This is a genomic window from Rathayibacter sp. AY1F4 (genome assembly GCF_002931775.1).
Lineage (GTDB): Bacteria > Actinomycetota > Actinomycetes > Actinomycetales > Microbacteriaceae > Rathayibacter.
Genome location: NZ_PSVE01000013.1, coordinates 45,462 through 68,322, shown reverse-complemented (window position 1 = coordinate 68,322; position 22,861 = coordinate 45,462). Strand labels below are relative to the sequence as shown.

Below are 22,861 nucleotides of genomic sequence, written 5' to 3'. Positions count from 1 at the left end.
GCCCGGGTCAGGCGGTCGCGGCGGTGCGCGTCCTCGCCGTCTTCTCGGTGCCGAGTCCGACTCCCAGGAGCACCAGCGCGCTGGCCAGGTGCAGGAAATGGTCGGCGGTGTTCAGCGCCAGCACGTTCAGGGCGGTGTCGACCAGGAAGAAGCCGACGATGCCGAGCAGCAGGTACACCGCTCCGACGGTCACGTTGACGGTCTTCGCCGCGGCGACGGTCGACAGGCCCGCGATCAGCAGCGCGCCTCCGATGAGCAGGTGGGCGATGTTGTGCAGCGGGTTCACCTCGAAGACGCCGAGCAGGAGCCCGCCTTCGGTCGAGAGGAACTGCACGCCTCCGGTCACGACGAAGCCGAGGAGCCCGACGACGACGTAGACGGCTCCGAAGAGAGTCGCCAGCAGTCGATTGGGGGATCTGCGCATGGTCTCTTACCTCCTTCGAGCAGCGCCTCTGCGCTGTACTCCCTCTCTTCGTAACCCGGCGCCTGCCGGTTTGGGAACGGGGTGGACTCCGCCGGTCACGGTCAGGACACGAATCGCGATCGCGCGCTCAGCGGCCCTCTCCGGCCCGACGGAGCCCCCGTACAGTGGTGCCGTTCGCAGACGACGGGGGAGTCGCACGGCATGGGATCTCGCAGACGGACGCGGACGGGACTGCTCGTCGTCCCGGTCCTCGTGCTCGCACTGGCCGGCTGCACGCCCGCCGCCGCCTCGCGCGTGGCGGAGGCGCCCGCGCAGGCGGCGTCGGAGGAGCTCGCCTCCGCCCTGTCGGGGTTCCTCGACGAGACGGTCGGCGTCGCCGGCGCGACCGGAGCAGTCGCCGGGGTCTGGTCGCCGTGGGGCGGCAGCTGGGAGGGCGCGGTCGGCTGGGAGTCGGACGAGCGCACCACCGCCCTCACCACCGACGCGCACCTGCGGCTCGGCACCGGCGGCACCGAGGCGATGACCTGCGACGTGGTCCTCGCCCTCGCCGACTCCGGCCGGGTCGACCTCGACGCCGACGTCGGCGAGACGCTGCGCTCCCTGCCCGGCATCGACGGCCTCACGCTGCGCGAGCTCTGCGCGCACACCTCCGGCCTGGCCGACTTCCGCTCGGCGCTCTGGCCGACCGTGCTCCAGAACCCCCCGCGGCAGTGGCCGACGCTCGAGCTGCTCGCCGCGGCCCAGGTGCGCGGCGCCTCGGCCGAGCCCGGAGCGGCGTGGTCCGACTCCGCCACCGGTCCGCTGCTCGCCGGCATCGTCGCCGCGCAGGTGACCGGCCGGAGCATCGGGGAGCTCTACGACCAGTACGTGGTGCCGCGGTACGGCCTGCGCAGCACGGAGCTGCCCGGCTCCTCCGAGGTCGACCTGCCCGCTCCGTCCCCCCGCGGCTACGCGGTCGCGCTGGACCCGGCGACCGGGGAGAAGCGCTGCGACGTGCGCCTCGACGTCACCGCCGCGTCCCCGTCCGCGCTCGGCGCCGCGGGCGGAGCGCTGACCGATCTGGAGGACCTCCGGCGGCTGGCGACGGGTCTCGCGGCCGATCCCGCGAACGACGCCATGTGGCAGGACCCGGTCGTCCAGGGCCAGGGCCGCGCCGACTACCTCCGTGCCGGGCTCGGCGGGCACGAGGCGGGACCCCTCCGCGGCTTCTCGGGTCTCGCGCCCGGCTTCGTCACCGCGGCCTACTCCGACCCGGTCTCGGGCCTGACCGTGGCCGTCTCGATCAACAGCTCGACGCCCGGCGGCGACTTCGCCGCGACGGTCGCCCGCACCCTGGCCGCCATCGCGGTCGAGCAGGGAGCCGCGGCGGGAGCCGAGGGCCTGCCCCGGCTCCCGTGGACGGCCGACGGCGAGCGCGGCGCCGTGCAGGGGACCCCGACGCGCTGCTGATCCGGCGGCGCCCTACTCTGGTTCCATGCCGATCACTCCCGACACCAAGGACTGGACCTGGGTCCTCGAGCGCCCCTGCCTCGAGTGCGGCTTCGACGCCTCGCTCGTCGACGCCGACGAGGTCGCCGAGCTCATCCGCGAGAACGCCGCCGCCTGGCCCTACGTGCTCGACCGCGACGACGCGGCGGGCCGGCCCGACGACGAGACCTGGTCGCCGCTCGAGTACGCCGCGCACGTGCGCGACGTGCACCGCATCTACCGCACCCGCGTGCAGCTGATGCTCGCCGGCGACGACCCGCTCTACCCCAACTGGGACCAGGACGTCACCGCCGTGGAGGAGCGCTACGACCAGCAGGACCCCGCGACGGTCGGCCGCGAGCTGGTCGAGGCGGCCGAGCGCATCGCCGAGGTGTTCGACTCCGTCGCCGGTGCCCAGTGGCAGCGGCGAGGCCGCCGCAGCGACGGCGCGGCCTTCACGGTCGACACGATCGCCCGCTACTACCTGCACGACGTCCAGCACCACCTGCACGACGTGCAGGGCTGAGCTCAGGTGTCGATGAGCTGCGGATTGAGGAACGAGAGCGTCCGCGCGTAGGCGAGCGCCGCGGAGGCGGGGCTGACCGCGTCGCGCAGGTTGCCGTTCGCGAAGTGCCGCTGCGTGTCCGGGTAGGTGTGCGCCGTGACCGGCGTCCCCGACTCCTTCAGCCGTCCGACGAACGACTCCGGGTCGTCGCCCGCGGGCCACTCGTCGCTCTGCGCGTAGTGCAGGAGGGTGGGGCACGGGACCAGCACGTGCTCCTCCGCACCGAGGGTGGCGTAGTACGCGACCACCGCGTCCACGAGCCCGGTGCCCGCGGCGAGCAGCCCGAGGCGGCCGCCGAAGCCGAAGCCGATGACGGCGCTGCGCGGCGCCCCGGCCGCGACTCCGGTGCCGACCGCCTCGGCGACGGCGGCGAGGGTGCGGTCCTGCGCGGCCATCGCGGCGAGGTCGCGCGCGTCCTCCGGGGCGAGCGTGGCCCAGCCGTCGTAGAGGTCGGGCACGAGCACGTGGTAGCCGTGCTTCGCCACGGCCTCGGCGAACGGCTCCAGCCACGGCAGGCGCCCGAAGACGTCGTGCAGCACGACCACCACGGGCCGGCCGGGGTGCCCGTACTCGAGGGCGACGCCCGGCGACGGGATCTGGACGAGCTCTGTCACCCCTCCACCCTGCCCTCTGCGTCCCGCGATCCTGCGCGCTGCCGCGGATCCGCCCGGCGTGTCGCGTCGGATCCGCCGGGCGTGCCGGCGGTCCAGCCGATCACGACGTCCGAGAGGTCGTGGAGCACGCCGGGGTTGAGGAACAGGTGGCCCCGCAGCAGCTCGCGATCGCGCTCGGGGACGCGCGCCTCTTCGACCGCGTCATCGAAGCCGTCCACGACCGCCTCGATGGTCCTCTCGACGACCGCCCGACCCTCCGCGCGGTCGAGTCCGTACACGGGTGCGGACTTCATGAGGGAGGCGAAGTTCGCGCGCTTCTCGCCGTCGCGGCTGTAGGCGAGGGCCTGAGTGGCTGTCTCGCCGGACCGATTGCCGGGGGCGAGGTCGTACGCGGGCGTCAGAGTCAGGTGTCGACCGTCCCAGAACGCCGCGTGATTGCGTGCGTGGTCGTCGGAGTTGCTGATCGCCATGTTGAAGGCGATCCGCGCGAACAGCTCAGGACCGGGATCCACTCCCGCCGGCCCGTGCCGCCGCAGGACGTCCAGCACCTCCGGATAGGACACGTATCGCGCGGTCCACTCGCTCTCGCCGCTCATGGTGAGGGCGGAGACCGCGTGGCGGCGCCGGCGGCCCTCTCGATCGAACCGCTGGACGAGCAGGACGTCCTTTCCGAGCGAGGAGACGACACGGCTCCGTGCGACGTCCAGACCGGCGCGGCGGGCGAGCGCGAGGGCGGCGCCTTCCGCGTTCACCACCTGGAAGGTCCGATCGCTGCTCGCCGAGAACTTGGCGATGTGCTCGACTCCGGCGTCGTCGAGGAGAGTGGCCTTCGGTCGGGCACCGCCGATGCTGGTGCCGCGGAGGAGTGCCGCGTCGAGAGCGGGCGAGAGGGCGAGCCCGGCCTCCAGTCGATCGGCGGCCTCGTGCAGCTCGTCCAGCGATGAACGGTCCTCCCGGGGTGTGTACTCGGTCGGGGACTCCTGGAAGTCGAGCGCCCCGAACCGCGACGAGCCGGAGGCGATCATGTACTCCAGTTCGGTCAGCCCCCGATCGCGAGCTCCCCGACGCTCGTCGATGACGGTCCGTCCCCAGCCGTCGGGGCTGCCGTCGCGCAGCGCTCCGGCCAGGACGAGCCCGTCGCGCGGTTCGATGGTCCCTTCGCGGAGCGGGAGCTCAGGCCCGTAGAGGCTGATCGACCCGGGGAGGGATCGATAGGAGGCGGCGTAGACGAAGGGGAAGCGGTCGCCCCGCTGCTCCACGGCTCCGGCCACGACAGGGGTTTCGGACCCGGGGAGCCAGGTCCAGACGTAGACGCGGTCAGAAGGCATCGTCGAGCTCGTCGGTCGTGCGACGCCGCATGCGCGAGGGGAGGAGCGCCAGCTTCTCCTCGCCTGAGCGGCGGCGACGGGCCAGCTCGACCGGGTCGTCGATGCCGAAGATCGGGACGCCGACCAGCTCGGCGACGCTGAAGACGGTGGAGACCGCGGTGCCGGGTGCCCCTGCCTCGATGCCTGCGACGGTGGGGGTCGAGACTCCGGCGCGGACGGCGAGCTCCTCCCGAGTCCACCGGTGCCGGAGCCGGGCTTCGCGCACGAGCTGCCCCAGCAGCAGGAGCGCGTCGGCCACGACCGGGCGGGGCGGTACGGATCGTTTGGCCACGAGCACCTCTTTTCTTTCAGTGGAAGCTCTTCACTGTAACTTTATCTTCATCACCCGTGTCCATGCGCTCGGCCGTGCGGCTCCAGCGGCAGGACGACCTGCTCGCGCAGGTGCTCGTAGACGACCGAGGTGCGCACGTCGGCGACCTCGCGGCGCTGCGTCAGCTCGTCGATGACGAAGGCGTAGAGGTCCTGGTTGTCGCGAACGGCGACGTGGATGATGAAGTCCTCCGAGCCGGAGGTGACGAACACGCCGACCGTCTCGTCGAGGCCGGCGACCCAGTCGCGGAAGGCCTCGATGATCTCGCGCGACGGCGGACGGATGCGGACCGCGATCAGCGCCTGCACGCCGCGCCCGAGGGCCGCGAAGTCGAGAGTGAGCGTCGCGCCGGTGATCACGCCGCGGCGCCGGAGGCTCCTCGTGCGGTCGAGGGCGGTGGTCGGCGAGACGTGCACGGCGGCTGCGAGGTCACGGTTCGTGATCCGTGCATCCGACTGCAGGACCTGCAGGATCCGGACGTCGAGTTCGTCGAGTGCCGCTCCTGGGCCGTTCTGCTGGTCGTTCATACGGAGATCCTGCCGAAGGGGAGCCCTCCTGCCTACTGTTCGTGACGTCACTTCGCACGAACCGAGGAGCACCATGACCATCCCCGCCCCCGACGCCGTCGGCTTCCACCCCGACGAGATCGACACCGCCGCGCCCACCCGCTCGGCCCGCCTCAAGTGGGTGGTCGTCGTCGAGGAGTCCCTCCCCGCCGGCCGCGCCGTGAACGCCGCGATCTGCGTGGGCGCCGCGACGGCCGCACACGTCGCGGGGCTGCTCGGACCGAGCCCCGCCGACGCGTCCGGATCGCTGCATCCCGGTCTGCCGTGGGCCGGCTGCACGGTCCTCGCCGCCGACGCGGCGACCCTGCTCGCGATCCGCGCGAAGGCCGAGGCGCACGACGGGACGTTCGTCGCCGACATGCCCGCGTCGGCGCAGGCCACCCGGGTGTACGACGAGTACCGGGAGGCGGTGGCGGCGAGCGGCTCCGACGAGCTGCAGTACGTCGCGGTCAGCCTGGTGGGGCCGAGGAACCGGATCGACAGGATCGTCGGGCGGCTGCCGCTGCTGGGCTGACGGACACCGCTGGGCTGACGGACGCCGCCGCGCTGACGGACGCCGCTGCAGCGCCGGAGGAGGAGCCGCTCGCGTCGGGCCGGAGGACCGGCCGCAGACGAGGGGAGGGAGGAGAGCGAGTGACGGGAATCGAACCCGCGCCATCTGCTTGGGAAGCAGAAGTTCTACCATTGAACTACACTCGCGCGGCGCCGCTCGGGCGCACCAGGACATCGTAGCAAGGCCCGGAGCCGGCCCACGCCCCGGGGTCGCGCCACGCCCTAGGATCGCAGCGTGCTCCTCTCCGACCGCGACATCTCGCTCGAACTCGCCTCCGGCCGCGTGGGGCTCGCCCCGCACGATCCGTCGATGCTGCAGCCGTCGTCCGTCGATGTGCGCCTCGACCGCTTCTTCCGGCTGTTCGACAACCACCGCTACCCGTACATCGATCCGGCCGAGGACCAGCCCGAGCTGACCCGCCTGGTCGAGACGCCCCAGGGCGAGCCGTTCATCCTCCACCCGGGAGAGTTCGTGCTCGGCTCGACCTACGAGGAGGTGTCGCTGCCGGACGACATCGCGGCGCGCCTCGAGGGCAAGAGCTCGCTCGGACGGCTCGGGCTGCTGACCCACTCGACCGCCGGGTTCATCGATCCGGGCTTCACCGGCCACGTCACCCTCGAGCTCAGCAACGTCGCGACGCTCCCCATCACGCTCTGGCCGGGGATGAAGATCGGCCAGATGTGCTTCTTCCGCCTCAGCTCGCCCGCCGAGAAGCCCTACGGCTCGGCGGAGTACAGCTCGCGGTACCAGGGCCAGCGCGGTCCGACCGCGTCGCGCTCGGCGCTCAACTTCCACCGCACGGACGTCTACACCGACTGACGCCGGCGCAGGGATCAGGGCGCGGGGGTCAGCCCAGCAGGCGGGGGAGCTGCAGCACGAGCCAGGGGGAGAACGCCCAGGGGGTCGAGCGGACGGCGGCGAGCGTCGCCTCGGCGTCGACCCACTCGTAGTCCATGACCTCGTCGAGGCGCGGATCGAGGGCGTCGCGGCTCGACAGCGTCGCCGTGTAGACGGGGCAGATCTCGTTCTCGACGACGCCGGACGCGTCGACCGCGCGGTAGCGGAAGTCCGGCAGGGCGACCTCCAGCGTGGCCAGCCGGGCGCCGAGCTCGCGCTCGGCCCGGCGGACGACGGCGTCCTCGATCCGCTCGCCCGGGGCGGGGTGCCCGCAGAAGGAGTTGGTCCAGACGCCCGGCCAGGTGCGCTTCTCGAGTGCGCGGCGGGTCACCAGAAGTGCGCCGTCCGGGGAGAAGACGTGGCAGGAGAACGCGAGGTGCAGGGGGGTGGCCGTGTCGTGCACGGTCGCCTTGTCGGCGACCCCCACGGCGTTCCCGGCCTCGTCGAGGAGGACCACCTGCTCGATCCGGTCCGTCTGCACAGTGGCGGCTGGCGAAGTCATACCCGCAAGTCAAGCACGCCGCAACACATCAGCCGGCTTATCGTCCTGGTTCTCCCCTTTGTTAGCCTTCCCACGTGGATACGCGCGACCCCGTGGTTCTGTCCCGGTTGAGGCAGGAGCACGTCGATGCCGTCCTGGACAGGTTCTTCTCGTTGGCGAGGTCCCGGGCGGTGCGTCTCGGACCCCGCTACCTGACCCTCTGGCAGACGCTGGAGGCCAACACCCGCGGCGGCAAGCGCTTCCGCCCGCTGATGGTGATCTCGGCGTACGAGGCCCACGGCGGCCAGGATCCGGAGGCCGCCGCCCATCTCGGCGCGGCGTTCGAGCTGCTGCACACCGCGCTGATCGTGCACGACGACGTGATCGACCGCGACTTCGTGCGCCGCGGCGGCCCGAACGTCTCGGGCAGCTACCGCGACGAGGCGACGACCGCGGGCCTCTCCATCCCGATCGCCGAGCACCGGGGCACCTCGGTGGCCGTGATCGCCGGGGACCTCGCCCTCACCGGCGCCCACCGCCTCGTCGAGGGCGTCGGCGCCTCCGACGGCGTGCGGGCCCGCCTGCTCACCCTGCTCGACGAGGCCGTCTTCGCCTCTGCCGCGGGTGAGCTGGCCGATGTGGACTTCTCCCTCATGCCGGGCATGCCCTCGGTCGACGAGGTGCTCGAGATGGAGCGCCTCAAGACGGCCGTCTACTCGTTCGAGGCGCCGCTGCAGGCCGGAGCGATCCTCGCCGGAGCCTCGGACGCCGCGGTGGACGCGCTCGGCGAGTTCGGCCGCTGGATCGGCATCGCCTACCAGATCGTCGACGACCTGCTCGGGGTCTTCGGCTCGGAGGGGCAGACCGGCAAGACCACGCTGGGCGACCTCCGCGAGGGCAAGCGCACCGTCCTCATCGCCCACGCGGCCGGCACGGACTGCTGGCCCGACATCGAGGCGCTGATCGGCGACGAGCACCTCGCGCCCGAGACCGCGGAGAAGGTGCGCGGCATCCTCGAGGAGTGCGGCGCCCGCAGCTACGCCGAGGGGCTCGCGAACCAGTTCGCCGACCGCGCCTGGGCGGCGCTGGAGACGCCCGCGGTGTCGGAGGCGTTCCGCAACGAGGTCCGCCCGCTGGTGGCCAGCGTGGTCGGGCGCACCCGATGAGCGCTGTCCGCCACGCGCGGATGCGCGCGACGATGCGCTCCGCCCGGCCGAGCCCCCGTACGGTGGCACGATGAGCCGCCAGAGCGAACTGTACGACCGCGTCGCGCACGAGTCGTCCGCGCAGGTGATCCGCCGCTACTCCACCTCCTTCGGGCTGGCCACGCGCCTGCTCGCCCCGGGCGTCCGCGAGCGGGTGGAGGACGTCTACGCCCTCGTGCGCGTCGCCGACGAGATCGTCGACGGCGTCGCCGAGGAGGCCCGTCTCGACCGGGCCGCGGTGGAGGAGTCCCTCGACGCCTTCGAGGCCGAGACCGAGCGCGCGCTCGCCTCCGGCTACAGCTCCAACCTCGTGATCCACGCCTTCGCGCGGACCGCGCGGGCGACCGGATTCGGCACCGAGCTCACCAGGCCGTTCTTCGCGTCGATGCGCGCCGACCTCCGCGAGACCGAGCACACCCCCGAGTCCTTCGAGGCCTACGTCTACGGCTCCGCCGAGGTCGTCGGGCTGATGTGCCTGCACGTGTTCCTCGCGGCGCCGGACGCGGGGCTCGTCTCCGAGACCGCCCGCGCGCGGCTCGTGGCCGGAGCGCGCCGCCTGGGCGCCGCGTTCCAGAAGGTCAACTTCCTCCGCGATCTCGCCGCCGACGTCGACGGCCTCGGCCGCAGCTACTTCCCCGGAGTCGACCCGCGGGCGTTCTCCGAGCGCGACAAGGCCTCGCTGCTCGCCGACCTCGACGACGACCTCGCCGAGGCCGCCGCCATCGTGCCCGAGCTCCCGCGCTCGAGCCGGCGCGCGGTCCTGCTCGCCCACTCCCTCTTCGCCGCCCTGGCCGACCGGATCCGCGCGACGCCCGCCGAGGAGCTCCTCCGCGCCCGCGTCAGCGTGCCCACGGCCGCCAAGGCGGCGCTCGCGGCGAAGGCGGCCGTGTCGACGCTCGGCCCGCGCCTGGGCCCCGGCCCCGTCCGCGCGACCCGCTCGAGGACCGGCCCGCACCGCGCCGTCGTCATCGGCGGGGGGATCGGCGGGCTCGCCTCCGCCGCGCTGCTCGCGCGCGACGGCTACGACGTGACCCTCCTGGAGGCGCGCGAGGCCGTCGGCGGCCGCGCCGGCTCGTGGGAGCACGAGGGCTTCCGCTTCGACACCGGTCCCTCCTGGTACCTGATGCCCGAGGTGTTCGACCACTTCTTCCGCCTGATGGGCACCAGCGCCGAGGAGCGCCTCGACCTCGTCACGCTCGACCCCGGCTACCGGGTCTACAGCGAGGGTGTCGACGAGCCGATCGACGTGCTCGCCGACCTCGAGTCGAACCTCGCGCTCTTCGAGAGCATCGAGCCCGGAGCGGGCGAGCGGATGCGCGGGTACCTCGACTCCGCGCGCGACACCTACGAGATGGCCAAGCGCCGCTTCCTCTACACGAGCTTCTCGTCCTTCCTCCCGCTGCTGCGCCGCGACGTGCTCAGCCGGACCGGGAGGCTCGGCCGCCTGCTGCTCACGCCGCTCGACACGTTCGCGGCGACGGCGGTCACCGACAACCGGCTGCGCCAGATCCTCGGCTACCCGGCCGTCTTCCTCGGCTCCTCGCCGTTCGCCGCGCCGAGCATGTACCACCTGATGAGCCACCTCGACCTCGCCGACGGCGTGCTCTACCCGATGGGCGGATTCACGAAGCTGATCGAGGCGGTCGCCGACGTCGCCGAGGAGGCCGGCGTCACCGTCCGCACGTCCTCGCCCGCGACGCGGATCCTCACCGCCCGCTCGCCCCGCGGCGGACGCCGCGGCGCCGAGGTCGTCGGAGTCGAGTTCACGGGCCCCGACGGCACGGAGCGGATCCCCGCCGACCTGGTCGTCAACGCCTCCGACCTCTTCACCACCGAGCAGTCGCTCCTCCCCGAGGAGCTGCGGACCTACCCGCCCGCCTACTGGGAGAAGCGCGAGCCGGGCCCGAGCGCCGTCCTCGTCCTCCTGGGCGTGCGCGGGGAGCTGCCCGAGCTCGAGCACCACACCCTGCTCTTCACGAAGGACTGGCGCGACAACTTCGACAAGATCTTCGGCGAGCACCCGACCGTCCCCGATCCCGCGTCGATCTACGTCTGCCGCCCGAGCGCGACCGACGCGAGCACGGCTCCGGAGGGGCACGAGAACCTGTTCGTGCTCGTGCCGATCCCGGCCGACACCTCGATCGGCCACGGCGGAGTCGACGGCGCGGGCGACGCGCGCGTCGAGGCCATCGCCGACCAGGCCATCGCGCAGATCGCGTCCTGGACCGGCGCGACCGACCTGGCCGAGCGGATCGTCGTCCGCCGCACCATCGGCCCGGCCGACTTCGAGAGCGACCTCGGCGCCTGGCGCGGCTCGATGCTCGGACCGGCCCACGTCCTCTCGCAGAGCGCCTTCTTCCGCGCCGGGAACGTCAGCCGGCACGTCGACGGCCTGCTCTTCGCCGGCAGCTCCACGATCCCCGGCATCGGCCTGCCGATGTGCATCATCAGCGCCGAGGTCATGCTCAAGCGCGTGCGCGGCGACGTGTCGACCGAGCCGCTGCCCGTGCGGGAGGCGCCGTCGGCTCCGGTCGCGCCCGTCGCCGTGGGGGAGTAGGCGTGGGGATCCTCTACCTGCTCGCGCTCCTCGTCTCGATCACCGGGATGATCGTGCTCGACCGCCGCTTCCGACTGTTCTTCTGGGCGGACGCGCGACGCGCGGCGATCGTGCTGCCCGTGGGAGTCGCGTTCTTCCTGGTCTGGGACCTCGTCGGGATCGGCCTGGGCGTCTTCTTCCGCGGCGAGACCTCCTACATGACCGGCCTGCAGATCGCGCCGGAGCTCCCGGTCGAGGAGGTCCTCTTCCTCACCCTGCTCTGCTACCTGACGATGGATGTGCACGGCTTCCTCTCGCAGCGGGTCGCCCGGCGGGCGGAGGCGCGCGCGTGACCTACCTCCTCCTCAACGCCGTGTTCCTCGCGGTGGTGCTGGTGCTGCTGCTGCTCGCGCTGCGCCGACGCGTCCTGCGCCTGCCCGCCGTCCTCGGCACGCTCGCCGTGCTGCTGGTGATGACCGCCGTCTTCGACAACATCATGATCGGAGTGGGCCTGCTGGTCGCCTACGACGACGACCTGATCTCGGGGATCCGGATCGGTGTCGCTCCGATCGAGGACTTCGCCTACGCGATCGCCGCGGCCCTCGCCCTCCCGGCGCTCTGGGTGCTCCTGCCCTCGCGTCGTCGGAGCGAGCCGTGAACCGGCTGCGCGCGCTGTTCGTCTCGAGCCGCCCGCTGAGCTGGGTCAACACCGCCTACCCGTTCGCGGCGGCGTACCTGCTGACCACCCGCGAGATCGACCTCGCCTTCGTGCTCGGCACGATCTACTTCCTCATCCCCTACAACCTCGCGATGTACGGGATCAACGACGTCTTCGACTACGAGTCCGACCTGCGGAACCCCCGCAAGGGCGGCGTCGAGGGCGCCGTGCTCGACCGGAGCGAGCACCGTGCGACGCTCATCGCGGCGGTGGCCACGAACGTGCCGTTCCTGGTGGCGCTCGTGCTGCTCGGGTCACCGGTCTCGTGGCTGGTCCTCGCGATCAGCGTCTTCGCCGTGATCGCCTACAGTGCGCCGGGGCTCCGCTTCAAGGAGCGCCCGTTCGTCGACTCGCTGACCTCGGCGACCCACTTCGTCAGCCCGGCCGTCTACGGGATCGCCCTCGCGGGCACCGTGGTCACCGGACCTCTGGTGGCGCTGCTCGTGGCGTTCTTCCTCTGGGGGATCGCGAGCCACGCCTTCGGCGCGGTGCAGGACATCCTGGCCGACCGCGCGGGCGGCATCGGCTCGATCGCGACCGTGATCGGGGCGAAGGCGACCACGCGCTTCGCCATCGGCGCCTACGTCGCGAGCGGACTGCTCCTGCTCCTGCTGCCCTGGCCGGGGACCCTCGCGGCGATCCTCGCGGTGCCGTACGCGGTGAGCATCTGGCCGTACCGGTCGCTCGAGGACGCCGAGGCGGAGCGGGCGAACGCGGGCTGGAAGCGCTTCCTCGCGCTGAACTTCCTGACCGGCTTCCTCGTCACGCTCCTGCTGATCGTGTTCTGGATCGCCACGGTCTGATCCGCGGTCGGCGGCGCGCGGGGAGAGGCCTCGCCCGCGTCTCCGCGGACCGGGCCCCGTCAGTCCCGGCGGGCGGGCGGAGCGAGCCGCGGCTCCGGCACGACGGGGGCGGTGGCCGGCGGGCGGCGCACCGGCAGGAGCAGCACCAGCCCCACGGCGAGGACGAGGACGAGCCCGAGGATGCCCCAGTACTGCACGTTCGCCTCGCCGCTGCCCGAGACGGCCGCGGCGATCGAGACGGCGGCCGCGAAGGCGGCGGGCGCGAGGAACGAGGCCGCCCGCCCGGTGGTCGCGTAGAGGCCGAAGATCTCGCCCTCGCGTCCCTCCGGGATGAGGCGGGCCAGGTAGCTGCGGCTCGCCGACTGCGCCGGGCCGACGAACAGGCACAGCAGCAGGCCGAAGATCCAGAACACCGTGCTCCCCCCGTCGTGCAGGACGAAGACGGCGGTGCCGCAGACGACCAGGCCGATGAGCGAGGCGACGATCACGGCCTTGGGGCCGATGCGGTCGTCGAGCGCGCCGACCGAGATGGTCGCCACTCCGGCCACGACGTTCGCGGCGATGGCGAACAGGATCACCTCGCCGGCGTCGAAGCCGAAGGTGCCCTGCGCCAGCACGCCGCCGAAGGTGAAGACCCCGGTGAGCCCGTCGCGGAACACCGCGCTGGCGATGAGGAAGGCCACCGTGCTGCGACTCTCGCGCCAGAGGGCGGCGACCTGCGCGAAGAGCGCGCGGTAGGAGGCGATCACGCCGACGCGCTCCGCCCGGCTCGCGCGCGCCGGCGTCTCCGGCACCGCGACCAGCACCGGGAGGGCGAAGACGGCGAACCACACGCCGGCGACCAGGATCGAGACGCGCACGTCGAGGCCGTCGTCCCCCGTCACTCCGAAGAGCCCGACCTCGGGCGAGATGAAGCCGAAGTACACGATCAGCAGCAGGACGATCCCGCCCACGTAGCCCATGCCCCAGCCGAAGCCGGAGACGCGGCCGATGGTCGCCCGGGTCGAGACCTGGAGGAGCATCGCGTTGTAGTTGACGCTCGCGAACTCGAAGAAGACCGTGCCGACCGCGAGCAGTCCGAGTCCCAGCCAGAGGAGGGCCGGGTCGGGGCGCACGAGGAACATCAGCAGGATGCAGAGGACGACGACGGCGGAGTGGATCCCCAGCCAGAGCCGGCGGCGCCCGCCGAGGTCGGCCCGGCGGCCGGTGATCGGCGCGATCACGGCGACGACCACGCCGGCGCCGGCGAGGGACCAGCCGAGCGCGGCCGAGACTCCGCTCGAGGTGCCGAAGAGCCCGTCGGTGGTCAGGTAGACGGTGAAGACGAAGGTGGTCACCACCGCGTTGAAGGCCGAGCCGCCCCAGTCCCACAGGCCCCAGGCGAGGACGGGCCAGCGGCCGGTGCGCGTCGTCATGGGCCCACCGTAGGGGGAGGAGGTGAACGGCCGGAAGCCGCGGGACCCACGAGTCTGAGAGTTGAGCCGATGCGACTCAACTTCTCGCCTCCGGACTTGACGCGAGACGACGGATGCGTAAACTTGAGCGTGCGGGGCTCAACTCCCGCAGAGGATTCCGCACCACCCGTCAACTGACCGGCAGCCGCCCGCGCGACGCCGATCGCGAAGGAGAACAACGCATATGTCCCGTGCCGTAGGCATCGACCTGGGAACCACCAACTCTGTCGTGGCCGTCCTCGAGGGAGGCGAGCCCACCGTCATCGCCAACGCCGAGGGCTTCCGCACCACGCCGTCCGTCGTGGCGTTCACCAAGGACGGGGAGGTGCTCGTCGGCGAGACCGCGAAGCGCCAGGCCGTCACCAACGTCGACCGCACCATCGCGTCGGTCAAGCGCCACATGGGCACCGACTGGACCTTCGGCGTGGAGGACAAGAAGTACACCCCGCAGGAGATCTCGGCCCGCATCCTGGGCAAGCTCAAGCGCGACGCGGAGCAGTACCTGGGCGACAAGGTGACCGACGCGGTCATCACCGTCCCGGCCTACTTCAACGACGCCGAGCGCCAGGCGACCAAGGACGCCGGCGAGATCGCCGGCCTCAACGTCCTGCGCATCATCAACGAGCCCACCGCGGCCGCGCTGGCCTACGGCCTCGACAAGGGCAAGGAGGACGAGCTCATCCTCGTCTTCGACCTCGGCGGCGGAACGTTCGACGTCTCCCTCCTCGAGGTGGGCAAGGACGACGACTTCTCGACCATCCAGGTCCGCGCGACCTCGGGCGACAACCGCCTCGGCGGCGACGACTGGGACCAGCGCGTCGTCGACCACCTGGTCAAGCGCTTCAAGGACTCGACCGGCGTCGACGTCTCGAAGGACAAGATCGCTCGCCAGCGCCTCAAGGAGGCCGCGGAGCAGGCGAAGAAGGAGCTCTCCTCGAGCACCTCGACCAGCATCCAGCTGCCCTACCTCTCGCTCACCGAGAACGGCCCGGCGAACCTCGACGAGACGCTCACCCGCGCCAAGTTCGAGGAGCTCACCAGCGACCTGATCGAGCGCACCCGCAAGCCCTTCACCGACGTCATCGCCGAGGCGGGCGTCAAGGTCGAGGACATCGCTCACGTGGTCCTCGTCGGCGGCTCGACCCGCATGCCGGCCGTGGCCGAGCTCGTCAAGAAGCTCACCGGCGGCAAGGAGCCCAACAAGGGCGTCAACCCGGACGAGGTCGTCGCCGTCGGCGCCGCGCTGCAGGCCGGCGTCCTCAAGGGCGAGCGCAAGGACGTCCTCCTGATCGACGTGACCCCGCTCTCGCTGGGCATCGAGACCAAGGGCGGGATCATGACCAAGCTCATCGAGCGCAACACCGCGATCCCGACCAAGAGGTCCGAGACCTTCACCACGGCCGACGACAACCAGCCGTCCGTCGCTATCCAGGTCTTCCAGGGCGAGCGCGAGTTCACCCGCGACAACAAGAACCTGGGCACGTTCGAGCTGACCGGCATCGCGCCGGCCCCGCGCGGCATCCCGCAGGTCGAGGTCACCTTCGACATCGACGCCAACGGCATCGTCCACGTGTCCGCGAAGGACAAGGGCACCGGCAAGGAGCAGTCGATGACGATCACGGGCGGCTCGTCGCTGCCCAAGGACGACATCGACCGCATGGTCCGTGAGGCCGAGGAGCACGCCGCCGAGGACAAGGCCCGCCGCGAGGCCGCCGAGATCCGCAACAACGCCGAGACCCTGGCGTACTCGATCGACAAGCTGATCAAGGACAACGAGGACAAGCTGCCCGAGGACGTCAAGTCCGAGGTGCAGGGAGACGTCGACGCGCTGAAGACCGCGCTCGCCGGCGACGACGACGCGGCCGTCAAGACCGCGTTCGACGCCCTCAACGCCTCGCAGACCAAGATCGGCCAGGCGATCTACTCCCAGGACCAGGCCGCGCAGAGCGCCCCCGCGGACGCTCCGGCCGACGGTGACAAGAAGGACGACGAGGACATCGTCGACGCCGAGGTCATCGACGAGGACGAGCCGAAGGACACGAAGTAGCCATGGCAGCCGAGAACGAGCCCCAGGACCTCCCCGAGGAGCAGCCGGTCACCGGCGGCGAGGCGGGAGCCGAGGCGGCGCAGGACGCCCAGGACCAGGAGGGCCTCATCGAGGCCGAGGGGCCCGACGTCGAGACCAGCCTCTCGGACGCCGACCTCTCGTTCCTCTCGGGACAGTCCAGCGCCGAGACGCTCGCGGCCGAGCACCTCGCCGATCTCCAGCGGGTGACCGCGGAGTACGCGAACTACCGCAAGCGCACCGAGGCCAACCGCCAGGTCGACAAGGAGCGGGCGATCGGCGACGCGGTGAAGGTCATCCTCCCCGTGCTCGACGACCTCGACCGCGCCGAGAAGCACGGCGACCTCGCCGAGGGCGGGCCCTTCACGGCCATCGCGCAGAAGCTGCGCGGCGGAGTGGAGAAGCTCGGCCTGGTGAAGACCGGCGCCGTGGGCGACCTGTTCGACCCGAACATCCACGAGGCGATCTTCCAGCAGCCCACCCCCGGCGCCGAGACCTCCACGGTCGCGGACGTCGTCGAGGCGGGCTACTACCTCGGAGGCTCGCTCCTGCGGGCCGCCAAGGTGGTCGTGGCAGTCCCCGCCGACTGACACCGCCACCGGCACCACCACCGCGGAGGACCCCGCCCCGCTCGGCAGCACGCTGCCGGACCGGGGCGGGGTCCCTCGCCGCATTCGACACAGGAAGAGGCACATGGCCAGCCAGGATTGGTTCGACAAGGACTTCTACAAGGTCCTCGGCGTGTCCAAGGACGTCTCCGCCGCGGACCTGAAGAAGACCTACCGCAAGCTCGCCCGCCAGTTCCACCCCGACTCCAACCCGGGGGACGCGAAGGCCGAGGCGCGCTTCAAGGAGATCAGCGAGGCGTACACCGTGCTCTCGGACGCCGAGCAGCGCAAGGAGTACGACCAGATCCGCGCCATGGGCGGCGGAGCGCGCTTCACCGCGGGCGGCCAGCCCGGAGGGTTCGACGACGTCTTCGGCGGCATGTTCGGCCAGGGCGGGCGCACCTCCTACAGCACCCAGCAGGGCCCGCCGCCCGGCTTCGAGGACATCCTCGGCGGCATGTTCGGCGGCGGAGGCAGCCGCTTCGGCCAGCCCAGCGGCGGCTACCGCGGCTTCGGCGGCCCGCAGAAGGGCGCCGACGTCACCGCCAGCACCACCATCGACTTCCGCACCGCGACCCGGGGCGACACCGTCCAGCTGCAGACCGGCGACGGGCGCACCCTCTCGGTGCGCATCCCGGCCGGCGTGGCCGACGACCAGAAGATCCGCGTCCGCGGCAAGGGCCGCCCCAGCCCGGACGGCGGTGATCCCGGCGACCTGGTGCTCACCGTCTCGGTGCGCAAGCATCCGGTGTTCGAGCGCGACGGGCTGAACCTGCGCGTGACGGTCCCCGTGACCTTCGTCGAGGCGGCCTTCGGCGCGACGATCGAGGTGCCGACCCTCGGCGGCGAGCCCGTCAAGCTCCGGGTCGCCGCAGGCACCCCGAGCGGCCGCGTCCTGCGCGTGAAGGGCCGCGGCGTCACGACCCTCAAGGGCACGGGCGACCTGCTCGCCGTCCTGCAGGTCGCCGTCCCGAGCCACCTGTCCGCCGCTGCCCGTGAGGCCCTCGAGGCCTACGCCGCCGCCGAGCCGGACGAGGACCCGCGCGAGGACATCCTGGAGAAGGCCCGCTACTAGCACCGGATCGGCGCGACCGGTCGGAGGAGGAGACATGGACGAGAACACGCCCGTCTTCGCGATCGCCGTCGCCGCCGATCTGGCGGGGATGCACCCGCAGACCCTGCGGCAGTACGACCGGCTCGGGCTCGTGAGCCCGACCCGCACCGCGGGCAAATCGCGCCGCTACTCGATGCGCGACGTGGTGCAGCTGCGCGAGGTCGCCCGGCTCTCCTCCGAGGGCGTCTCTCTCGAGGGCATCGCGCGCATCCTGCAGCTCGAGAACCAGGTGCAGTCGCTCTCGCAGCGGGTGCGCGAGCTGGAGGCGGCCCTCGCCGACGAGCTCCTGAACCGGCCGGGCCGCCGCGTGTTCGCCGCCGGACTCGAGGGGGACGTGGTCACTCTGCGCCACGGCACGCGCGCGCAGCGCCGGACCGAGCTGGTCGTCTGGCGCCCCGCGCCACGATCAGGGGCCGCCGACGACGCCACGCCCTGAACGAGGGGTAGCCTGACCGGGCGCCGCCCCGTCATCGCGGCGCCTGCCCCTCCGCTCGGGGCGGAGAGCAGGAGGACCGCCGTGGACCACGACAGCAGCACCCCGCGCAATGAGCGCGACGAGCGCGACGCCCGCCGAGAGCAGTCCGCCCAGGAGCAGTCCACCCAGGAGCAGTCCGCCCAGGAGCAGTCCGCCCAGGAGCAGGTGTCGAACGCTGCACGACAGGAGCAGGCCCCGGACTCCACGCGCGCGTCCCGCCGGACGCCGGTCGTCCCCGACAACGGGTTCTCCCGCGAGTCCTACGCGATCCACGCCGCCCGCAGCGACCTCCCCCTCTTCTCGGAGGCGCTGAACGCCGGCCGCGACGACTCCGGCTGGCTGTCGTCGCTCTCGAGCACCCTCGCCGGTCCCACCGGACCGGTCGGCTCCCCGGACTCGGCCGCTGAGACGGCACAGGCCGCACTCGACCGCCGCACCCGCCGTCGGAGCGACGAGTCCGACTCCTGAGCCGCGGCTCCGGCTAGTCGCGCAGGCGCGTGGCGGCCATCCGGGCGTCGACCAGGCGGCCGCCGCTGAGGCGGGCGAGGATCACGGAGCCGAACGGCAGCGCGCGCACGAGGGGCAGACCCTCGACCCGCTCCTCGTCCGTGTAGCCGAGGAGGACGTACATCCCGACCACGGCGATCGCGGCGATCGTCGCGACCCGCGCCGGGATCTGGTCCATCGTGCCGCCTCCGCCGTCGATCGGCTCGGCGAGCGTGACGCACATGAGGAAGATCGACGCGTAGACCGCCAGGTGCACGTGGGAGCGGCTCCACGGGCGCGCGAGCGCGGCGATCGGCAGGATCCAGAGGGCGTACCAGGGGTGGATGGCGGTCGACGCCGTCACGAACGCGAGCAGCGCGCCGGACAGGCGGGCGAGCGGATCGATGGAGCGCCGCGACAGCATGAGGCGCGCGGCGATCAGGCCGGCGAGCCCGAGCGCGAGGATCTTGACCACGGCGATCGCCGCGGCGGGGTCGTGACCGGTGAACTCGACGGCGCGGGAGACCGAGACCGTGACGAACGACATCGGCGCGTACCAGTGCAGGATCGAGCCGGGCACGACCATCGCCGCGACCCAGCCGACCCCGACGCCCGCGAGCAGCCCGACGGCGACCACGAGGCCGAGCGCTCCGGCGCCCGTCCAGAGCCAGCCGCGGGCGCGCTCGCGCCACGTCGCGTCGTGGCGCAGCCACAGCAGCGCGAGCACGGGGAGCGCGATCACGGCGATCGGCTTGATCGCGATCGCTCCGGCCATCAGCACGACGGCGGCGATGCGCCGGTCGGTCTGGGCGTAGTAGAGCGACGCGAGGATGAGCGCCAGCATCACGGAGTCGTTGTGGCCGGCGACGACGAAGAGCACGAGGGTCAGCGGGTTGGCGACGATCGTCCAGGCGGTGAGCGGGACCGAGAGGCCGCGCAGGCGCGCCAGGCGGAGCGCGTAGACGGCCATGACGGCGACGCCGGCGACCGACACGGCGCGGAGCATCGCGATCGAGAGCTCGGGTGCGCCGTAGCCCGCGAACTGCACGGCGGTGCGCTCGATCAGGAGGTAGAGGGGCCCGTAGGGCGTGGGCGTGTCGGCCCAGAGCGGGTCGACGCCGAGGTCGAACCAGCCGGGGAGCGTCGCGACGCCATGGGTGTAGGGGTCGATGCCCTGGGTCATCAGGCGACCCTGCGCCACGTAGGAGAACATGTCGTGGCTGAACAGCGGCACCGTCACGAGGAGCGGAGCGGTCCAGGCGAGGGCCGCCACCACGATGGTGCGGACGGAGCCGGGGCCCGCCGCGAGCGCGACCGTGCGCAGGCGCAGCCACGCGATCAGCAGCAGCATCCCGCCGCCCACGACGAGGGCGCCGCTGGACTCGGTGAGCCAGCCCGTGGCGCGGATGGAGGCGACGAGAGGCCAGTCGCGGATGGGCGAGCCGGCGGGCAGGTAGCCCACGCCGAGCGAGCCGAGGAGGATCGCGATCGAGCCCAGCAGGCCCGTCGCCAGCGGTGCGGCCTCCATGAAGCGGAGCCGCGGTCGGCGCTGCCGTCCCGTTGCCCGGGCCGTGTCCGGCCGCTCGATCGTCCCCCGTGAAGCCATCGGAGCCACGCTAAAGGATGGGACTCCGAAGTGCATGGACGGCCGGTGAACGGTTGATCAGTCGGCGCTCAGGTTGTACAAGCACCCGCCCGCGCACCGATCAGGGCAGGCGCGGCACCGGGGCCGGCTCCGCGAAGCGCAGCTGGTTGCCGAACGGATCGATCACGTCGAGCGCGAAGCCGAACGGCGTGCGGGTGATCCGCGGGTTGAGGTAGGGGTACGCCTTCGCGTCGAGCTCGGCGTGCAGCTCGCGGACACCGCGGAGGGCGACGTGCACCGCGGCGCCGGGACTGCCGTCGCGGTGGTGCTCGCTGAGGTGCAGGCGGAGCCCCGAGCGCGACACCTGCAGGTAGAGGGGGGCGTCGAGCGCGGCGCGGTGCTCCCAGTCCACCTCGAAGCCGAGGTAGTCGACGTAGAACTCGCCCGCCTTGGCGACCGAGAAGATCCGCAGGATGGGCACGGCCGCCTCCAGCCGCACCGGCTCGAGCCGGTCCGGCTCCTCCGCGCTCGACCGGTCCCGTGCACGCCGTCTCGTCTCCACGCCACGAGGCTAGCCGCCCCACGGTCGGCCCGGCGCCGGAGGGTCAGTCGACGAGATCGAGACCGCGCAGCAGCCGGAGGGTCTCGACCCCGGCGGGCGGGCAGCGGCCCGCATCGGAGCCGTCGACCCAGTGCAGAGAGTCGATCTCGCCGCTCGGGCGCGCCTCGCGGTCGAGCTCGGCGGCGAAGACGCTCATGTGGACCTCCCGCCCCTCTGGCTCGCCGTGCGCCTGGGTGCGGACGGTGAACAGGGGCTCGAGGCCGAGCGCGACGGCGCCGAGCTCCTCGCGGGCCTCGCGGGCCGCCGCCTCGATCCCGCTCTCGCCCTCGTCGACCTTGCCGCCGGGGAGGTAGAGGACGTCGCGGCCCCGCGCCGTGACCATCAGGACGTGCCGGTCGCGGAGGACGGCGACGGCGGACACGACGATCGGCGGAAGGGTGCTCATCCGCTCATCATGCCCGCCGCGGGCGGACCGGCTCGGCGCCCCCGCGGCTAGCATGGGGGCACACCAGAAGGACGCGCGCAGCCGGCGCGCGCCGGGGCCCCGTGCGCCCGAACAGCTGAGGAGCAACCCGTGGCAGAACCCACCACCCTCGACAAAGTCATCACCCTCGCGCAGCACAGGGGATTCGTCTTCCCCTCGGGTGAGATCTACGGGGGCACCCGCTCCGCGTGGGACTACGGGCCGCTCGGCGTGGAGTTCAAGGAGAACATCAAGCGCCAGTGGTGGAAGACCTTCGTGCAGGGCCGGGGCGACGTCGTCGGCCTGGACTCCGCGGTCATCCTGCCCACGGCGATCTGGCACGCCTCGGGACACGTCGGCGTCTTCTCGGACCCGCTGACCGAGTCGCTGATCACCCACAAGCGCTACCGCGCCGACCACCTCTTCGAGAAGTACGAGGAGGTCAACGGCCACCCGCCCGTGAACGGCCTCGCCGACATCCCGGACCCGGAGCACCCCGACAAGGTCGGCCAGTGGACCGAGATCAAGCAGTTCTCGGGCCTGATGAAGACCTACCTCGGCGTCGTCGACGACGAGTCGGGGCTGCACTACCTGCGTCCCGAGACCGCCCAGGGCATCTTCACCAACTTCGCGAACGTGCTGCAGAGCGCCCGTCGCAAGCCGCCCTTCGGCATCGGCCAGATCGGCAAGGCGTTCCGCAACGAGATCACCCCCGGCAACTTCATCTTCCGCACCCGCGAGTTCGAGCAGATGGAGCTCGAGTTCTTCGTCGAGCCCGGCACGGACGAGGAGTGGCAGGAGACCTGGATGCAGCTCGCCTGGGACTGGTTCGTCGGGCTCGGGATGAACCCCGAGAACATCCGGCAGTACGAGCACCCGAAGGACAAGCTCTCCCACTATTCGAAGCGCACCGTCGACATCGAGTACCGCTTCAGCTTCGCCTCGGGCGAGTGGGGCGAGCTGATGGGAGTCGCGAACCGCACCGACTACGACCTCAAGACGCACATCGAGCACTCGGGCAAGGACCTCTCGTTCTTCGACCAGAACAAGAACGAGCGCTACGTGCCGTTCGTGATCGAGCCGTCGTTCGGTCTCACCCGCGCGCTCATGGCGTTCCTCGTCGACGCCTACGAGGAGCAGGAGCTGCCGCCGAACGCCAAGGGCAAGGTCGAGACGCGGACCGTGCTGCACCTCGACCCGCGCCTGGCGCCGGTGAAGGTGGCCGTGCTGCCGCTCTCGCGCAACGAGGCGCTCTCCCCGCTCGCGCGCCGCGTCGCCGACCAGCTGCGCCAGCTCTGGAACGTCGACTTCGACGACTCCGGAGCGATCGGCCGCCGCTACCGCCGCCAGGACGAGATCGGCACCCCGTACTGCGTGACCGTCGACTTCGACTCGCTCGAGGACGACGCCGTGACCGTCCGCGACCGCGACACGATGAAGCAGGAGCGCATCCCGCTCGAGCAGCTCGAGTCGTACCTCTTCACCGGGCTCCGCGGGGCCTGACGCTCCTCCTGGGACGCCG

Annotated in this window: 25 protein-coding genes and 1 tRNA gene; 15 read left to right on the top strand and 11 right to left on the bottom strand. The window is 72.0% G+C overall.

Going from position 1 to position 22,861, the window contains the following annotated elements; all coding sequences use genetic code 11:
* Positions 1–7 precede the first annotated feature (7 nt).
* Entirely contained in the window at positions 8–424 is a 417-nt protein-coding gene (locus C5C59_RS09905) for a DUF4383 domain-containing protein (protein WP_104222905.1), read from the bottom strand.
* A 201-nt stretch (positions 425–625) separates the two neighbouring features.
* Between C5C59_RS09905 and C5C59_RS09900 the strand changes: the two genes are divergently transcribed.
* A complete protein-coding gene (locus C5C59_RS09900) occupies positions 626–1,873 on the top strand; it encodes a serine hydrolase (protein WP_104237609.1) in 1,248 nt (415 codons plus the stop codon).
* A gap of 25 nt (positions 1,874–1,898) precedes the next feature.
* The gene (locus tag C5C59_RS09895; protein ID WP_104222903.1) at positions 1,899–2,417 is read left to right on the top strand and encodes a DinB family protein; all 519 of its coding nucleotides are present in this window, start codon (positions 1,899–1,901) and stop codon (positions 2,415–2,417) included.
* A gap of 2 nt (positions 2,418–2,419) precedes the next feature.
* Here the strand turns inward: C5C59_RS09895 and C5C59_RS09890 are convergent, their stop codons facing one another.
* From C5C59_RS09890 to C5C59_RS09875, 4 genes are read right to left on the bottom strand one after another with little or no spacing between them, the layout of a single operon-like run.
* On the bottom strand, positions 2,420–3,070 hold the full coding sequence (locus C5C59_RS09890; protein ID WP_104237610.1) for a dienelactone hydrolase family protein: 651 nt from the start codon (positions 3,068–3,070) through the stop codon (positions 2,420–2,422).
* Entirely contained in the window at positions 3,067–4,398 is a 1,332-nt protein-coding gene (locus C5C59_RS09885) for a type II toxin-antitoxin system HipA family toxin (protein WP_104237611.1), read from the bottom strand. The genes C5C59_RS09890 and C5C59_RS09885 overlap by 4 nt, the downstream gene beginning before the upstream one ends.
* Positions 4,388–4,729, bottom strand: a complete 342-nt coding sequence (locus C5C59_RS09880) for a helix-turn-helix transcriptional regulator (protein WP_104237671.1) — start codon at positions 4,727–4,729, stop codon at positions 4,388–4,390. Before C5C59_RS09880 ends, C5C59_RS09885 begins: the two co-directional genes overlap by 11 nt.
* A 50-nt stretch (positions 4,730–4,779) precedes the next feature.
* Positions 4,780–5,295 carry an Lrp/AsnC family transcriptional regulator gene (locus C5C59_RS09875; protein WP_104237612.1) on the bottom strand — a complete coding sequence of 172 codons (516 nt, stop codon included), beginning with the start codon at positions 5,293–5,295 and terminating at the stop codon, positions 4,780–4,782.
* Positions 5,296–5,368: 73 nt separating this feature from the next.
* On the opposite strand from C5C59_RS09875, the gene C5C59_RS09870 reads away from it, so the two are divergent.
* Positions 5,369–5,848: a DUF2000 domain-containing protein gene (locus C5C59_RS09870; RefSeq protein WP_104237613.1), complete on the top strand. Its 480-nt coding sequence runs from the start codon at positions 5,369–5,371 to the stop codon at positions 5,846–5,848.
* Positions 5,849–5,962: 114 nt separating this feature from the next.
* Here C5C59_RS09870 and C5C59_RS09865 read toward each other — a convergent pair.
* Positions 5,963–6,033 (bottom strand) — tRNA-Gly (locus C5C59_RS09865).
* A gap of 88 nt (positions 6,034–6,121) precedes the next feature.
* Between C5C59_RS09865 and dcd the strand changes: the two genes are divergently transcribed.
* Positions 6,122–6,706: a dCTP deaminase gene (gene dcd / locus C5C59_RS09860; protein WP_104222898.1), complete on the top strand. Its 585-nt coding sequence runs from the start codon at positions 6,122–6,124 to the stop codon at positions 6,704–6,706.
* A gap of 28 nt (positions 6,707–6,734) precedes the next feature.
* Here the strand turns inward: dcd and idi are convergent, their stop codons facing one another.
* On the bottom strand, positions 6,735–7,286 hold the full coding sequence (gene idi / locus C5C59_RS09855) for an isopentenyl-diphosphate Delta-isomerase (protein WP_104222897.1): 552 nt from the start codon (positions 7,284–7,286) through the stop codon (positions 6,735–6,737).
* A gap of 170 nt (positions 7,287–7,456) precedes the next feature.
* Between idi and C5C59_RS09850 the strand changes: the two genes are divergently transcribed.
* The 5 genes from C5C59_RS09850 to C5C59_RS09835 all read left to right on the top strand — a co-directional run bounded on the left by C5C59_RS09850 (position 7,457) and on the right by C5C59_RS09835 (position 12,527).
* Entirely contained in the window at positions 7,457–8,431 is a 975-nt protein-coding gene (locus tag C5C59_RS09850; protein ID WP_244229492.1) for a polyprenyl synthetase family protein, read from the top strand.
* A gap of 70 nt (positions 8,432–8,501) precedes the next feature.
* Positions 8,502–11,027, top strand: coding sequence for a phytoene desaturase family protein (crtI, locus tag C5C59_RS09845; RefSeq protein ID WP_104237614.1), 2,526 nt, complete (start codon positions 8,502–8,504; stop codon positions 11,025–11,027).
* A 2-nt stretch (positions 11,028–11,029) separates the two neighbouring features.
* On the top strand, positions 11,030–11,359 hold the full coding sequence (locus tag C5C59_RS09840) for a lycopene cyclase domain-containing protein (RefSeq protein WP_104222894.1): 330 nt from the start codon (positions 11,030–11,032) through the stop codon (positions 11,357–11,359).
* Positions 11,356–11,664, top strand: coding sequence for a lycopene cyclase domain-containing protein (locus C5C59_RS17245; RefSeq protein ID WP_104222893.1), 309 nt, complete (start codon positions 11,356–11,358; stop codon positions 11,662–11,664). The genes C5C59_RS09840 and C5C59_RS17245 overlap by 4 nt, the downstream gene beginning before the upstream one ends.
* Positions 11,661–12,527 carry a prenyltransferase gene (locus C5C59_RS09835; protein WP_181133417.1) on the top strand — a complete coding sequence of 289 codons (867 nt, stop codon included), beginning with the start codon at positions 11,661–11,663 and terminating at the stop codon, positions 12,525–12,527. The genes C5C59_RS17245 and C5C59_RS09835 overlap by 4 nt, the downstream gene beginning before the upstream one ends.
* Before the next feature lie 59 nt (positions 12,528–12,586).
* Here the strand turns inward: C5C59_RS09835 and C5C59_RS09830 are convergent, their stop codons facing one another.
* Positions 12,587–13,942: an MFS transporter gene (locus C5C59_RS09830; protein ID WP_104237616.1), complete on the bottom strand. Its 1,356-nt coding sequence runs from the start codon at positions 13,940–13,942 to the stop codon at positions 12,587–12,589.
* A 223-nt stretch (positions 13,943–14,165) separates the two neighbouring features.
* Between C5C59_RS09830 and dnaK the strand changes: the two genes are divergently transcribed.
* The 5 genes from dnaK to C5C59_RS09805 all read left to right on the top strand — a co-directional run bounded on the left by dnaK (position 14,166) and on the right by C5C59_RS09805 (position 18,711).
* Positions 14,166–16,028 (top strand): molecular chaperone DnaK, encoded by a 1,863-nt coding sequence (gene dnaK, locus C5C59_RS09825; protein WP_104222890.1) that lies wholly within the window; start codon positions 14,166–14,168, stop codon positions 16,026–16,028.
* 2 nt (positions 16,029–16,030) lie between these two features.
* Positions 16,031–16,636 (top strand): nucleotide exchange factor GrpE, encoded by a 606-nt coding sequence (locus tag C5C59_RS09820; RefSeq protein WP_104237617.1) that lies wholly within the window; start codon positions 16,031–16,033, stop codon positions 16,634–16,636.
* Positions 16,637–16,739: 103 nt separating this feature from the next.
* Entirely contained in the window at positions 16,740–17,729 is a 990-nt protein-coding gene (locus tag C5C59_RS09815; RefSeq protein WP_104237618.1) for a DnaJ C-terminal domain-containing protein, read from the top strand.
* A gap of 34 nt (positions 17,730–17,763) precedes the next feature.
* Entirely contained in the window at positions 17,764–18,204 is a 441-nt protein-coding gene (locus C5C59_RS09810) for a heat shock protein transcriptional repressor HspR (RefSeq protein ID WP_104237619.1), read from the top strand.
* An 81-nt stretch (positions 18,205–18,285) separates the two neighbouring features.
* A complete protein-coding gene (locus C5C59_RS09805; protein ID WP_104237620.1) occupies positions 18,286–18,711 on the top strand; it encodes a hypothetical protein in 426 nt (141 codons plus the stop codon).
* 13 nt (positions 18,712–18,724) lie between these two features.
* On the opposite strand, the gene mptB is transcribed toward C5C59_RS09805, so the two are convergent.
* The 3 genes from mptB to C5C59_RS09790 form a co-directional block, all read right to left on the bottom strand.
* Positions 18,725–20,335 (bottom strand): polyprenol phosphomannose-dependent alpha 1,6 mannosyltransferase MptB, encoded by a 1,611-nt coding sequence (gene mptB / locus C5C59_RS09800; RefSeq protein WP_146082798.1) that lies wholly within the window; start codon positions 20,333–20,335, stop codon positions 18,725–18,727.
* A 100-nt stretch (positions 20,336–20,435) separates the two neighbouring features.
* On the bottom strand, positions 20,436–20,876 hold the full coding sequence (locus C5C59_RS09795; protein ID WP_208543318.1) for a glyoxalase superfamily protein: 441 nt from the start codon (positions 20,874–20,876) through the stop codon (positions 20,436–20,438).
* Between the two features lie 43 nt (positions 20,877–20,919).
* Positions 20,920–21,321: an NUDIX domain-containing protein gene (locus C5C59_RS09790; protein WP_104237622.1), complete on the bottom strand. Its 402-nt coding sequence runs from the start codon at positions 21,319–21,321 to the stop codon at positions 20,920–20,922.
* 129 nt (positions 21,322–21,450) lie between these two features.
* Between C5C59_RS09790 and C5C59_RS09785 the strand changes: the two genes are divergently transcribed.
* Complete coding sequence (locus C5C59_RS09785; RefSeq protein WP_104226140.1) at positions 21,451–22,842, top strand: glycine--tRNA ligase; 1,392 nt, start codon at positions 21,451–21,453, stop codon at positions 22,840–22,842.
* Positions 22,843–22,861: the final 19 nt, after the last annotated feature.

Excerpts from the sequence above, each read along its gene's own strand:
- C5C59_RS09905 (WP_104222905.1), bottom strand. The coding sequence starts at position 424 with ATGCGCAGATCCCCCAATCGACTGCTGGCGACTCTCTTCGGAGCCGTC.
- C5C59_RS09900 (WP_104237609.1), top strand. The coding sequence starts at position 626 with ATGGGATCTCGCAGACGGACGCGGACGGGACTGCTCGTCGTCCCGGTC.
- C5C59_RS09895 (WP_104222903.1), top strand. The coding sequence starts at position 1,899 with ATGCCGATCACTCCCGACACCAAGGACTGGACCTGGGTCCTCGAGCGC.
- C5C59_RS09885 (WP_104237611.1), bottom strand. The coding sequence starts at position 4,398 with ATGCCTTCTGACCGCGTCTACGTCTGGACCTGGCTCCCCGGGTCCGAA.
- C5C59_RS09875 (WP_104237612.1), bottom strand. The coding sequence starts at position 5,295 with ATGAACGACCAGCAGAACGGCCCAGGAGCGGCACTCGACGAACTCGAC.
- C5C59_RS09870 (WP_104237613.1), top strand. The coding sequence starts at position 5,369 with ATGACCATCCCCGCCCCCGACGCCGTCGGCTTCCACCCCGACGAGATC.
- idi (WP_104222897.1), bottom strand. The coding sequence starts at position 7,286 with ATGACTTCGCCAGCCGCCACTGTGCAGACGGACCGGATCGAGCAGGTG.
- crtI (WP_104237614.1), top strand. The coding sequence starts at position 8,502 with ATGAGCCGCCAGAGCGAACTGTACGACCGCGTCGCGCACGAGTCGTCC.
- C5C59_RS09830 (WP_104237616.1), bottom strand. The coding sequence starts at position 13,942 with ATGACGACGCGCACCGGCCGCTGGCCCGTCCTCGCCTGGGGCCTGTGG.
- dnaK (WP_104222890.1), top strand. The coding sequence starts at position 14,166 with ATGTCCCGTGCCGTAGGCATCGACCTGGGAACCACCAACTCTGTCGTG.
- C5C59_RS09820 (WP_104237617.1), top strand. The coding sequence starts at position 16,031 with ATGGCAGCCGAGAACGAGCCCCAGGACCTCCCCGAGGAGCAGCCGGTC.
- C5C59_RS09815 (WP_104237618.1), top strand. The coding sequence starts at position 16,740 with ATGGCCAGCCAGGATTGGTTCGACAAGGACTTCTACAAGGTCCTCGGC.
- C5C59_RS09810 (WP_104237619.1), top strand. The coding sequence starts at position 17,764 with ATGGACGAGAACACGCCCGTCTTCGCGATCGCCGTCGCCGCCGATCTG.
- mptB (WP_146082798.1), bottom strand. The coding sequence starts at position 20,335 with ATGGCTTCACGGGGGACGATCGAGCGGCCGGACACGGCCCGGGCAACG.
- C5C59_RS09790 (WP_104237622.1), bottom strand. The coding sequence starts at position 21,321 with ATGAGCACCCTTCCGCCGATCGTCGTGTCCGCCGTCGCCGTCCTCCGC.